This window comes from Brevibacillus sp. DP1.3A (assembly GCF_013284245.2).
Lineage (GTDB): Bacteria > Bacillota > Bacilli > Brevibacillales > Brevibacillaceae > Brevibacillus.
In genome coordinates, this window is record NZ_CP085876.1 from 5,414,375 (window position 1) to 5,427,356 (window position 12,982).

Here is a 12,982-nt window from a genome sequence, read left to right on the forward strand (position 1 = left end):
CCCTTTTCGCTTCCTGTTTATAATAAAATCGATATCATCACGCTAACGAACAGACATAAGAGCGAAACGAGATACATCAAACGAATCGTCGCGACAATATCACTAGCCTGCAATGGTCGCTTCGCATCTCCCATTTTTGCCCGATTCGATGCAACACCTTGGTAATAATTCAGTCCCCCGAGCTGCACGCCTAATGCGCCAGCGACTCCGGCTTCCGGCAAACCGCTGTTTGGACTCGGATGCAAATGCGCATCTCTTCTGATCATTGCCCAGCACTGCTTCCCATCCAATCGCTGCAGCCAGCTTGCGGCAACGAGCAACAACGCTGTCAAACGGGCGGGTATGTAGTTCAGTACATCGTCAAAGCGGGCAGATGCCCAGCCGAGATTCATATACTGCTCGTTTTTATAGCCAACCATGGAGTCGAGGGTGTTGGCGGCACGGTACGCCATTGCCAACGGTGCTCCCCCAATCGCTGCGTAAATCAGCGGAGAGACGATCGCATCGACGATGTTTTCCGCCACGGTTTCCACCGCTCCCCGACATACTTCCGGTTCATCTAGCCGCTCTGTATCGCGTCCGACTACCATGGACAAGGAACGTCTCGCCGCTTCCATATCCCCAGCCACAAGATGACGGGCAATTTCCATCCCGGCATCGGCCAAGCCTTTTGTTGCAATCGTCGTGGAAATCAACCAGGCACCCAATATCCAGGCAAGCACCGGATGGATGAACGTGACTCCCCACAAAAGTAGCCAAACGACAGCGTAGCTGCCGCCAACGATCACGAGCGGGAACAGGACTCCTGCTAGCTTCAAATGCGACTCCTTTTTGACGAGAGAACGTATGACCCGCTCCAATCGTGTAATCCACCAGCCCATGATGATCACTGGATGTGGCAGGCTCCTGGGGTCTCCTACCACCCGATCAATCAAGTAGGCCGCGCATAATATCCATACTTCTGTCATGTTGTCCCTCTCTTACTCTTCAGGGGTTGTCGCATCCAACTCTGCCCTTGTGCATCCAAGCATTCCGCTACCAGAGCCTCCCCATGCTTAACGCCATCGACCTGCCAATATCGGTCAGGATTGTTTTCGAGCCACGCGGCCTGGAACCAGCGGATCACGCCGCCATGTGTGACGATGACGACTGGATCGGATGCCTCCTCCTTGTCCGCTCTCTCCAACAAGGAACGTAGCCAACGATCCACGCGCATCCCCAGCTCTTCCAGACTCTCCCCTTGTGGAGGTCGATTTCGAAAAGGATCGTCGTACCACCTCGTGGCCCGCACAGGGTCCGACACCATCAGCTCGTCGTAGGTCATCAGCTCCCACTCACCAAAAGACAGCTCTCGGAGTGCTGGCTCCGGAATAACCGATAGCCCCAAAGCAGCTGTGAGTGGTTCGGCAGTCTGCATGCATCTGAGCAGGTCGCTTGAGTAAATCGCAGCAGGTCCCCCAATGAGCACTGGTAATTCCTTGGCCAAATCACTCGCGTGCAGATGCCCGCTCTCATTCAAAGGAACGTCGCTATGCCCCAAATATCGATGCTCACGATTGCTGTCTGTCTCCCCGTGACGTATCCAAACTAGCTTCATAACCACCAGCTCCCCACTAACACCAGCAGAACGACCGCTTCACTGCTTTCGATAACAGCCCCGTAGCAGTCTCCATTTAAACCGCCTAGTTTTTTTGCAACCGAGCGTGAAAACAATAGAGCGAACAATAGCGACAGAAAAATGGCTATGATGACCTGCAAGCCCCCAAGATACCAACCTGCGGCAAACACGAGGATGTAGCTCACGATGATAGAGGAAACGGAAAGCCCAGCACTGATGCCTTTTCCGATCCCTTTGTCTGCCGAAAGATACGGCCAGAGCTTGATCGACAAAAGCACATGTGTCCGCGCTACCACTGGTGCTACGATTAAAAAGCTGCCCCATCCCGGATGTACGAGTTCTGCGACTGCACCAGCCTTGATCAGCAACAGCATAATCGCAGCAAGAACGCCCATCGCACCTACGCGGCTGTCCTTCATAATCGCAAGTATTTGCTCTCTCGGTCTGCTGCTGCCAAGACCGTCCGCGAGGTCCATCCACCCATCCATATGAAGACCACCAGTCACGTAGACCCATGCGACCAACGTCAAAATAGCCGCGATCCAAGGACTAAACAACAGCAGGCCTGCCTGATGTACAACCCATAGCAATAAACCGATGACCAAACCAACTGCGGGATACCAGTTGACGCTTTTTCTCCATGCCTCCTCTGAAGGACGAAGCCACGGAACCGGAATACGCGTAAAAAACGAGATCGCGTGTAAAAATGCATTCATCCTTTGATCCTCCACGGTATCCCCGACAAAACCGCGTAGACGGCGTCCGCTTGTCGCGCACTTCTCTGATTGACATCGCCCAGCACATCCGCGAACCATCTGCCCAAACGACTCAAGGCTACACCGCCCAATCCGACCTCGCTTGTGACAGCAATGACTCTTTGCGGGGAATTCTGAACGAGGGACAGCCATGCCTTTGCCTCCTGCAACAGGGCTTGCGTGTGTGAAGGACTTCTCCATTCCGACTCATCCACGCTCATCAATCGATTACTCACCCAGGTGGACAGACAATCGATCAACACCACATCATACTGCTCACTAAATGCGTAGTAATCGGTTAAGCGCTCTCCTACCTCCACACAGCCCCAATCCAACGGACGACGTGCCTGATGCAGCTCGATTCTCTGCTTCATTTCATCATCCCAGGCCTTGCCTGTCGCCACGTACAGGACTCGACTGCTCAACGTCATCGCAAGCTCTTCCGCGTAGCGGCTTTTTCCTGAACGGACACCGCCTGTTACCAGCACCAAGCTCATCGCTGTTCACTTCCTTCCGCATGGACCTCGCGAAGCGCTGCCAGAAGTCGTTCATTTTCCTCTCGTCCACGCACTGCGATTCTCACATCATGTGCCGTCAAACCGGGATACATCGCACAGTTGCGGATCAGAACGCCTTTTTTGCCGAGCCGTGCCTGCAATTGTTCAGCTGGCAATCCTGCTGGCGATCGCAGCAACAGAAAGTTTGCTTCCCCCGGCCATACCTGCCAGCCCAACTCACTACGGATACAATCAGTCAAATACGCACGTTCTGCTTTTATGAGCCTGCGCGTCTGTTTCTCGTATGCCTGCTCCTGCAAGCACAGTTCTCCAGCTAAAAGGGCTAGTGCATTCACGCTCCAGCTCACTTGCTTCTGGCGCATCTTCGCAATGACATCTGGATGCGCAATCGCATAACCCAGGCGCAATCCCGGGATCGCGTACATTTTCGTCATCGAACGCATCAAAATCACACGGGGAAAGCGCTCCAGCTGCGTCGCCAATGTATACTGCCGCTCTTCCTCCACAAAATCGAGAAAAGCCTCATCCACGATGAGCCACGTATTGGTCTCTTTCGTCCATTCCGCCATTTGGCGCAGCTCATCCGGTTGATACAGGATTCCGGTTGGATTGTTTGGCGACCCGACAAATACGAGATCAGACTGCGTAAAAAGAGTGTGCAGCTCTTCAGGATCGGGCTTGTACCCGTTCGCTTCCTTCCCGAAACAGCCAATGACGCGAGCACCATACTGCTCGGAAAGTTGCGCGTATTCCGAAAAGCAAGGATACACTACACCAACCGTTTGCGGCGAAAGACCGAGGATAGCCAATGCCATTGCCTCCGCTGCACCATTGGCAGGCAGCAACCATTCTTCCGGCACTTGCAGCCGTTTTGCCAATGCATGACGAAACACACGATGTCCAGGGTCTGGGTAATGCGCTACAGCAGCTAGCGAAGCCAGCAGCATCTCACGAACGCTTGCTGGCATCCCCAGCGGATTAATATTGGCACTGTAATCCAGAAACTGCCCTGGCTCTCGACCAAAGCGCTGCGCTGCGGTCAGCAAGTCTCCACCATGACCGTATGTTTCTATTACACCTGCGCTTGTCAAAACTCTACCCCCAGCACAGCTGGAATCCCTTCATCGTAGTAATGCTTGATTGGCTTCATCTCTGTCACCAAATCTGCGATGTCCAAAATCTCCTGCTTTGCTGCCCGTCCCGTAATCACGAGGTGGATATGACTTGGCCTGTTTTGAATCGCTTCCAAGACATCGGACAATGGCAACACATCGTCAATCGGGAAGCGGTCAATCGCCAATGCATTATTCAGCTCATCCAGAATGACGACATCGTACGCTCCGGAAGAGAGCTTTTCGCTCGCAAACGCCCAAGCTTCTTTCAAAGCCTGACGATGCTCCTCCGGTGTCTTCGTCCATGTGAAGCCAACACCCATTTGCACAATTTCTATGCCCAATTTATCGAAAATAATCTTTTCTCCGTATGTACGCTCCGGCGACTTGATGAATTGAACCATCAGCACCTTTTTTCCGCGCCCTGTCGCCCGCACAGCCAATCCGACTGCTGCCGTCGTTTTTCCTTTGCCGTCTCCCGTGTAAACGAGGGTCAAGCCCCGCTTCTTATCGTTTTTCTCCATCGTAACCACCTCAAAAAGTGATGTATTTTACTCCGTTGTTTCCTCCAAATACTTTCCGAAGCCAACAAAAAAAGCGCTCTGTTTCCCCAGTACGTAAGGAAAAACAAAGCGCGGATAGCCGAAAGCAACAATCCTCACCTCTTCCTTTGACCCGAAGGAAATCAGTGTAAACATAAAAACAGGCAGGTCTCCTGGCTCGAGGATCATCGCTCTTCTTCTCCTTCCCGCTCCCGGATGGGCAGTGGATGGCATGGTGCCTTGAAGAACAGCTACTCTCTTACAGTGGCGGGACCGCGTTGGCTTTTCACCAAACTTCCCTTTTAACCTTGCTCCTGCGAATCGGTTTCGCAAAAACAAGGACCTGTTTCTCTTCCATATGTAAATGTCATTCGTTTCGTTGACAAGCACTTGCTTTAATAATAGCAAAAGCTACCGAGGATTCAAGCAAAAGCTGCCGATTCCTCGCAGGTGTCTATTGGCAGAAAATTTAAGATAATCACCATTTACTTACCTGAAAATTTTCGTTACCCTATTGGCAAACAATCGAAAGTGGTGTGCAGTCATGCTATTTCCTCCGATTCCAAAAATACCAGACATGGTCCTGCCCAGCCCACTGCCGATCAAGGAATGCAGCGAACCGATGATCCCCCTCTCTTCCCTCTGTGAACAAATCACAGTCTATCCAGCCTACTACCACGAGGGCTATGCCGGAACACAGCCAGAAGCCTTTTTGCGAGAAGGGGCAGCACGCAAGCTCGCCATGGCAGCCGCGCAACTGCCTATTGGCTACAAGCTCGTCGTGTTGGACGGCTGGCGCTCGTTCGAGGTACAGGCATCCTTGTATGAACGTTTCCGTGAAGCCTTGCTTTCACAAGGCTGGCAGGAAGGACCCGCGCTCACCGAAGAATTGAGCAAATTCGTCGCTTATCCAACAACAGACCTCTCCAAGCCGTCCCCTCACCTATCCGGTGGCGCAGTCGATCTGACTATCGCAGGACCTGATGGCTGGCTGGAGATGGGGACAGCCTTCGATGACTTCAGTGAAAGGGCTGCAACTCGGCATTATGAAGAACTCGTACAGCCTACACAAAAGGACATCGAGATTCGAGACAATCGCCGACTGCTGTATCATTTGATGACGACTGTCGGATTCGTCAACTATCCGAAAGAATGGTGGCATTTCGAGTATGGGACGCGCACCTGGGGACAAAAAACGCAGCAAGAGCCGATCTATGGCGGGGTTTTGTCGATGTAACCACAAATACTCAAGTATTCAGCCGAAAAAGGCATGAGCCCGGTCGATACCGTACTCATGCCCAGATGGCCGCCCACTCTTCAAACTCAACAAATTCCTGTACCTCTTAGGTCACTGGTATTTCAGAAGATGCTGCTGAAACCAAAAGGCTTTTGTTGTATTCAGGCGACAATACAATATTTGTATAAGTTCCGCGCCCTGACACATAGTGATAGGAATGCTCGACGCCTGCTGGGATAAAAATAGCTGTTGGACTCTCAACAGTCTTCTCTTCTTCACCCAGTTGAACATGACACACCAGACCAGTGCCATCAGGTGCATCTCCCCAAAAGAGGAAGGCACTGTCACAATGATGCGCATGTCTGTCTACATGTTTTTCAGAAACACCGGACAAATCGCATAATCTAAAGATCCTTTGGATCACATAGAATGAGGCTCGCTCATCAACACGCGAATCCATCATAACCCAGCGTATCCCTGGACCGTCACGATGATACCGTAGCTCTGAAGCACCTTTGGGAAACGGCTTTCCTACCTGTAAGGAAACAGGCAGCTTTGGGCTTCCTAGTGGAGGACGCTTTTCTTCGAGAAGCCGTATTCTTCCAATTGTTTCGGGAGGAAATGGCTCATACGCTTTGGAATTTCTCTTTACGGCTTGGACATGGTAAGCCGATGTATGCGTAAAGGCATTTTGCCCAGTGATAGGGCGTAGTTCGTCCGGTCTATACCCTGTCGTCAGACGTATCGCTTGTACAAGCTCGGGAATTCTATCCAAAGAATAACGATGATCATTTCGCAGCTTTTGCAACGCGACAGTAAGCTGGATCAAGTCAGTAATACCAGCTCTTTCACCGATTCCTAAAATTGTTGTATCAATGACAGAGGCGCCTGCATCAATAGCCGCCAGCGCATTCGCTTGAGCAAGACCGAAATCATTATGCAGATGCACTTCAATCTCGCATCCAAATTCCTCAATGGCATGAGTTACGATTTTTTTGCATGTATCAGGCTCCCATATCCCGACAGTATCTGCCAAACTAATGCGATCTGCGCCTGCCTGTAAAGCAACATGACCTAAGCTGGATATCCTTTCCCACTCTGTCCGTGAAGCGTCTTCAATCGTGAATCTAACCTGTAAGCCAAGCTTTTTTGCTTCGATAACAGCTTGTTGGACTTTCTCATGTATATAGCTTTCCTGATGATGACTGAATTTGGTTTGGATAGACACATCATTAATGGAAGCCCATATCCCCACCCAGTCTGCTTTGGCGCGCTTTGCTGCATGTACTTCTTCAACAGTAGCTCTCGCATGCATTAATATTTGCGCTCGTCTTGCCGATTGAGCCACTTTTCGGCAGATTTCTTCATCCAGGGCAGAAATTCCAGGGTGGCCCACTTCTATGAGGTTAATATGATAACTTTCCAAGAGATGCAGTATGCGAATCTTGTCTTCGCATGTGAAGCGAACGCCTGCTTGCTGTTCTCCTTCTCGCAGTGTTGCATCCAAAATTTGAAACGGCTTCATTTCCAGCACATCCTTACGAGTTTACTTACTTTTTCAGGAATTCGTCTGTTTCACGCAAGAGTTGATCACGATTTTTTTCATACAACACCCAATGTGTTGCATCTTTGATAACCACTTCTTGTTTTGCAGATGCATTGGTCAGCTTATGGAAGAGGGACTTATCTGCAAAAAAGTCCAGATCTCCTCGAATGATCAACACTGGCGTCGTAATTTTCGCTGCATCAAAAATTGGTCTGTCCGTCCAGATGTAATACAGATCTACCAAAGGTCCCATTGGACGGCGGATGGACTGTTCAGGTTGCTTGCTGCTGTTAGGATCAGAGTTTACGAAGACCTTGGATACAGCATTCATTGCCTCTCCAGAAACCAGATCACGTTTATCTAGCATCATGTGCCAATGGTGCATGGCCTTGTCAAACTGGACAACCTGGTACGCTGGTAATTGGGGATTGATTTCACCTGGCTTCCCTTTTGCTTCAAATGGAGTTGCCATCAAAGGCAAAGAAAAACCATGCATAACACCATAAAGCACGAGTTTTTCAATATCATCGGAATGTTCAGTCGCGTACATCCCTGCAACAACTCCACCCCAAGACCATCCTACGATACTGATTTTATCCACTTGTCGAGTTTTCTTTATGTGCTGGACGACAGCCTCCAGATCTTTTACCGCCTCACTGGCACGAACGACTGGAGCATTCTCCACAGGTGGTTTATCCATTTCAACTGGTCGGGTAGAATGCCCAAACCCTCGGAAGTCCATCGCCCATGTGTCGTAACCTTGCTTTGCGTATTCCTCCATCCAGGAGTATCCCGGAACATCAAATGCTTGGGCGGTAGGTACGCTAAACGGTTCAAGAAACAATACAACCTCATTGTTGGTGAACTTTTCCTTGTTTTTGGCACTCATATGCCTCACATATAAGGAGACGTCCTGATCGTTGCTTGGCACTTTCAGCTCTTCCGTTACGATCTCACTGGTTGATTCCACTACGGATTGAGCTTGTGTTGTACTATTTTGATTGGGGGAATCAGGATTTGAACACCCTTGAACAAGTAGCCCTAAAGATAGGACTAGCATAAGAAAATGATTTTTCATTTGATGATTGAAATTCATAGTTTGGCACTTCTTTCAAATTAGATTTAGAGGGTGCTAGAAATTGAAGATTCTCGACAGCAACGCAATGCATCCTGCTGCAATGATTAAGCCTGCGGGCAACCCATTAGTCAGTAGCACTGCCAAAAGTGTTCCAAGTGTTACGCCTATGAAAACAACCGGTTGATCTGGCAAAATACTTAAGCCCCTTCCCCCGACATAAGAGATGATAAAACCTGCTAAAATGGCTATCGTTGCTTTCCAACTGACCATTTCCTTGCCAAGGGAGATGAAATCATATTTTCCTTTGGCAATCGGAATCAACAAGAATACCATTAGACAAAACAGACCCACATGGAAAATTGGTTTTTGGATTGCATCCATGACAGGCACTGCTTTTAGCAAAGATAATCCGAGCAGCAAGAGGGAAGCGTAGACGAGAACCAGATCCTTTGCCACTAATGACAAGAGGGCGATTACCAGTAAGATAATGGTGGTATGCAACATAAGAGTCCTTATAGTAGCGTGTTATCCCAGCTTCCCTCTGCCGGGGCTTCCACCTGTACCATTTGGACGGAAGCTAAATTGACTTTGACTAGATTGGGAGCAACGGCTGGCAATAGGTCTGGTCTCTGAATGATTAGTTTGAATGCCTCAAAGCTAGCCAATACGCCGACGATATTCGCTACCGGAGCAAGCACTGCCCATGGAGCCTCTTTTTTTACATAGGCATCTGCCCATTCAGGCAAAGCGCCTTGCGATACGGAATACTTTGCACGCTCGTCTTTGATCTGATTAATTTTTTCACGCATCTCTGGCGTGAGAGGCTGTTGATAGGAAGGGTGTCTCATGGCGACCTCATAGGGCAAGGAGTCCGGGGTCATGCACATGACTCCTCCGCGGAAAGGTGGTGTTACCGCAATCCAGATGGAGGGAATACCCATATCGGCTGCTGTTCTATGGATGATTACCCGTGCAACCAGATTATCCGTAGCATCTACAATCACATCTGTATCACCCAGCAGATCATGTGCATTTTCTTCGGTAACAAACTCCCTTGTAACCTTTACTTCCAGCTCTGGATTGATATCGTGAAGTATTTCCTTCGCTACTTCCGCCTTGGGAGAGTTGATTTTGCTGACAAAGCTGAGCATTTGGCGATTGAGATTACTTTCCTCAAACGAGTCTTGATCGATGACATGAAGCTTCCCTACACCCATCCGGGCGAGTTGAATCAATGTAATTCCTCCCACGCCACCTGCACCTACCACGGTTACTCTAGCATTTCGCAGTTTGGCTTGCTCCTCACTCGTAATGATTCCGAAATTGCGGGTAAAACTGTTGTTATATAATTGGCTATTTTCTATCAATGTCATACGATCATCTCCTTTGTTCTTTCAAAATCGTTATAATGTTGCATAGTTCCACGTTCCATCAGGGGGAGTTGTCACTTTTACCGGTGTGTCCGTATCTAGATTAATGAGAACTCCTTTGGGTGCACGTGCCAACGGTTCTCTGCCCGTCAAGATTTGCACGGCTTCATGAAAGCTGAAAAGCGCTATGAGATGGGCACGAACTGGTGTAATAATCCAGCCAGCCTTTCCCTCACAAAAATCCTCTGCCCATTCCTTTGGAGCTCCTTCTTTGACAGAGTGCCAGGCCCTGGCTTTTTTTATGTCAGCAATCTCTTGGCGTAACGCTTCATTGGTCAACTTCTCCCCTGCTCCTGGAATGTTCAATGCTGTTTCGTACGAGATGCCGTCTGGAAAAAAGGAAGAGACAAACCCGCGGGTTGGGGGGCTCCCTGACATGCCCACGCTTGGTATGCCCAGCTCACGCGCGGTCCGGTGGATGATGACGCGGGAGGGTATATCGTCCACTGCTTCTATCACCAGATCATGCCCTTTCATCAGTTCAAGCACATTGTCTTCATCAACATTTGCTTGGACGCATCGAACAGATATGTATGGGTTAATGGATTGAAGAACTTCTTCAGCCGTCGCCGCTTTTGATTTACCCAATGAATGTACCGTTGCCAGCATTTGACGATTGATGTTAGAAACTTCGAATTCATCAGGATCTACTCCGGTGACCTGCCCGATCCCCATGCGGGCGCAAAGAATCGCTTCCATTCCCCCGACCCCGCCGAGTCCAAATATGATGACCTTTCCTTTCTTTAAGCGGTTTTGTTCCTCAGTGGTATACACGCCAATATTTTTCTTGACCATTTCCCAATAAAACGAATCCATTTCCAATTCTTCTTCCTCCTCTTTCCAAATTCAATTGTCCATTTACATTTGACATTATAGAGTTCCAGTTACTAGCAAAAAAATAGCTCGTTCTGACTATTAATTGGGTTTTATTTGAAATTTTCATGAACAAAGCAGAAAAATTTTTAGCTAGAATAGACAAAATGAAAAGGCTTGAGTCCGGTACAATACCGAACCCAAGCCTTACACTCCCCTAACGTTACTGCAAGAAATCCGCCATGATGATCTCCGTATCAAACGGCGTAATCCCTTCCTCCAAGGAAAATACCGTATCTGCCTCTCCTGCTTGATCAGTCAGCGTCCCTCTCGCCTGTGCATGAAGCATAAACAACTCATGCAGAGTAGGCTTCACCAACGAGGTGAGCGCTCTTCCCATCAGTTCCACCCCTCCAGCATTGGACTCCACATTGTTGGCAAACCGTGGATCGGAATTCAGGGCGATATCCGTCCAAATCACTTTTCTTTCCACGAGATCGAGAATGACCGGGATACAAATCCGCGTATTTGCGGCGAGGTCAATCTTGTCCTGTACCGTCTGCGGCTCGAAAATTCCCCCTGTCTGTGGCGCCGAACGAATCATCCAGCCAGCGAAGCATTCAGGCAAATCGCAATAAGGCTGATCCGTAAACGAATACAGGTTCATGACGACATATCGACCCCCATAGTGGATGACAGAATCCATGTCGATGTCGATGAATTCGCACGCGCCTTTGGGAGCCTCCACAATATCCCCGCTATGACACGCTTGATACTTGTCGGAACGCAGATTGGTATAGGAAATATGCTCCATGTATTTCCAGTCTTCATTATATAGCACGGCAGACAAATCGATATCGACTCTGCCTGTAGGGACATCGTTAACGATCCCTTCCCTCCACCACAGGAAAAAGCGAATCGTTCCTCCATCCGGGATCGATAGCCGGGAGCCACGTGCAATCGTGCGTAGTGCTTTGCTGGCGGATCGCATCGAAAATGGAACGAGATGCTCCTGCAGTCGCGGGTCGATATAGACGTTACCCAGCGACGGCAATTGGGCAAAACGGTTTAACAAGGATGTCCGGCAAATATCCGCTGCCTTCTGTCTGATGTCCTCTTGCAGCCCTGCCACTCGGTTTTCGATTGCCTGTACTTTTGCCACTTGCCCTTTCGGAAAAAAGGTTCGCCATTCCCCGTAGCTATCCCGTTTGTTGAAGTGATTCATGACTTGCAAAAGAACTGGAGTCGATACACCATCCGCAATTTTCTCGAAGGCAGAAAGAACTGAACTCCCCTGCTCCGTCAAACGCAACAAATGATCCAGACGACGGGCAAATTCCCCTGGACGCTGTTCGAGCAGCTTGATCGCCGTATTCACATCCGCACGGACCAGCGCCTGCTCTACTTGGCTATTGAACGTCTCGATCTTGTGATTATTGCGCAAAATATCGAATGCTTCTGCCGCTTTCGGATAGCGATCCTTATATTCAAACGGATGCAAGATTTCCCCGAGACGAATCCATCTGTTTTTGTAACGATTCATATCTTCTACGATATTCGAGCTGGCTTCCAGCAGGTGGAGAAGCAATCTCCTCTCACCGCGTTTGAACTTGCGAAATTTTGCAGGCTCTGCCAAGCTCACATCCCCATCAGACAGTGCCACGGCCAGACGTAATACATCAGTCGCGGTCTTGCAATAGTGGGCAAAAAAAGTAGTAGGAAGCTTGTCATACTTGAGCAGCAGGCTAGCAGCGATCGCCACGTTTTCTTTTTGAGGAATCTCTGCTGGCAGAGCTTCTGCGATGCCTTCATAGGCCTGAATCAAGCCCTCCAAGTCTTCCTTGTCAGTAGCAGAAAGCGAGCTATTGGAGCGCAGCAAGTTCATTCCTATCTGTAATAGCTCTTCGTCTGTGCCCAGATGAATCAACTTCAGGCGAGATTCTCGCAGCAAAGGCAAACGTTTTTTCACTTCGTGCACAGGAAGGTCCAACGTCAAATAGTGAATGATCGTATTTACAAACAGCTCACCCTCGCTAGCCTCCATGACTTGCTTAGGAAAATTCGGATACATCGGCTTGTACTGGCGGGATGCTCCGATCTTTATCTTGAGCACAGCTACCACGTCCGAATAGAGCGCGAAAAACTCTCCTTCCGACAGCGTCCGGATTCTTTCTAGTAAATCCAGTGAAAAGGTATAGCCCAAGCTCTCTATATTGCGCAAAGCCGCAGCTAAATAAGAGGTAGGCAGTTCATGCTGCCCCTGATGTACGACGATTTTATTTTTCCGGCGAAGGTAGATTTGATTTTTCATTGGCATCACGAAAAAAATCAGG

14 protein-coding genes and 1 riboswitch are annotated in these 12,982 nt (G+C 49.3%); of the genes, 1 reads left to right on the forward strand and 13 read right to left on the reverse strand.

What is annotated here, in order from left to right:
* Nucleotides 1–17: 17 nt before the first annotated feature.
* The 7 genes from cbiB to HP399_RS24795 form a co-directional block, all read right to left on the reverse strand.
* A complete protein-coding gene (gene cbiB, locus HP399_RS24765; RefSeq protein ID WP_173620116.1) occupies nt 18–968 on the reverse strand; it encodes an adenosylcobinamide-phosphate synthase CbiB in 951 nt (316 codons plus the stop codon).
* Complete coding sequence (locus HP399_RS24770; RefSeq protein ID WP_173620117.1) at nt 965–1,597, reverse strand: histidine phosphatase family protein; 633 nt, start codon at nt 1,595–1,597, stop codon at nt 965–967. Before HP399_RS24770 ends, cbiB begins: the two co-directional genes overlap by 4 nt.
* Nucleotides 1,594–2,334, reverse strand: a complete 741-nt coding sequence (gene cobS / locus HP399_RS24775) for an adenosylcobinamide-GDP ribazoletransferase (protein WP_173620118.1) — start codon at nt 2,332–2,334, stop codon at nt 1,594–1,596. Before cobS ends, HP399_RS24770 begins: the two co-directional genes overlap by 4 nt.
* A complete protein-coding gene (gene cobU / locus HP399_RS24780) occupies nt 2,331–2,870 on the reverse strand; it encodes a bifunctional adenosylcobinamide kinase/adenosylcobinamide-phosphate guanylyltransferase (protein ID WP_173620119.1) in 540 nt (179 codons plus the stop codon). The genes cobS and cobU overlap by 4 nt, the downstream gene beginning before the upstream one ends.
* Nucleotides 2,867–3,982, reverse strand: coding sequence for a threonine-phosphate decarboxylase CobD (gene cobD, locus HP399_RS24785; RefSeq protein ID WP_173620120.1), 1,116 nt, complete (start codon nt 3,980–3,982; stop codon nt 2,867–2,869). Before cobD ends, cobU begins: the two co-directional genes overlap by 4 nt.
* Complete coding sequence (cobO, locus tag HP399_RS24790; protein ID WP_017247397.1) at nt 3,979–4,527, reverse strand: cob(I)yrinic acid a,c-diamide adenosyltransferase; 549 nt, start codon at nt 4,525–4,527, stop codon at nt 3,979–3,981. Before cobO ends, cobD begins: the two co-directional genes overlap by 4 nt.
* Before the next feature lie 27 nt (nt 4,528–4,554).
* Entirely contained in the window at nt 4,555–4,734 is a 180-nt protein-coding gene (locus HP399_RS24795) for a hypothetical protein (RefSeq protein WP_173620121.1), read from the reverse strand.
* Nucleotides 4,691–4,907: riboswitch (cobalamin riboswitch) on the reverse strand. (Overlaps the previous gene by 44 nt.)
* Before the next feature lie 182 nt (nt 4,908–5,089).
* On the opposite strand from HP399_RS24795, the gene HP399_RS24800 reads away from it, so the two are divergent.
* A complete protein-coding gene (locus HP399_RS24800; protein WP_173620122.1) occupies nt 5,090–5,782 on the forward strand; it encodes a M15 family metallopeptidase in 693 nt (230 codons plus the stop codon).
* A 106-nt stretch (nt 5,783–5,888) separates the two neighbouring features.
* On the opposite strand, the gene HP399_RS24805 is transcribed toward HP399_RS24800, so the two are convergent.
* From HP399_RS24805 to HP399_RS24830, 6 genes are all read right to left on the reverse strand, one after another.
* Nucleotides 5,889–7,307 (reverse strand): LeuA family protein, encoded by a 1,419-nt coding sequence (locus HP399_RS24805; protein ID WP_173620123.1) that lies wholly within the window; start codon nt 7,305–7,307, stop codon nt 5,889–5,891.
* 25 nt (nt 7,308–7,332) lie between these two features.
* Nucleotides 7,333–8,424, reverse strand: coding sequence for an alpha/beta hydrolase (locus tag HP399_RS24810; RefSeq protein WP_173620124.1), 1,092 nt, complete (start codon nt 8,422–8,424; stop codon nt 7,333–7,335).
* Between the two features lie 36 nt (nt 8,425–8,460).
* Nucleotides 8,461–8,910 (reverse strand): DUF441 domain-containing protein, encoded by a 450-nt coding sequence (locus tag HP399_RS24815; RefSeq protein WP_173620125.1) that lies wholly within the window; start codon nt 8,908–8,910, stop codon nt 8,461–8,463.
* Nucleotides 8,911–8,918: 8 nt separating this feature from the next.
* Nucleotides 8,919–9,779 carry a HesA/MoeB/ThiF family protein gene (locus HP399_RS24820; RefSeq protein WP_173620126.1) on the reverse strand — a complete coding sequence of 287 codons (861 nt, stop codon included), beginning with the start codon at nt 9,777–9,779 and terminating at the stop codon, nt 8,919–8,921.
* A 30-nt stretch (nt 9,780–9,809) separates the two neighbouring features.
* Nucleotides 9,810–10,658: a HesA/MoeB/ThiF family protein gene (locus HP399_RS24825; RefSeq protein ID WP_173620127.1), complete on the reverse strand. Its 849-nt coding sequence runs from the start codon at nt 10,656–10,658 to the stop codon at nt 9,810–9,812.
* A 214-nt stretch (nt 10,659–10,872) separates the two neighbouring features.
* Nucleotides 10,873–12,960, reverse strand: coding sequence for a TerD family protein (locus tag HP399_RS24830; protein WP_173620128.1), 2,088 nt, complete (start codon nt 12,958–12,960; stop codon nt 10,873–10,875).
* Nucleotides 12,961–12,982 lie beyond the last annotated feature (22 nt).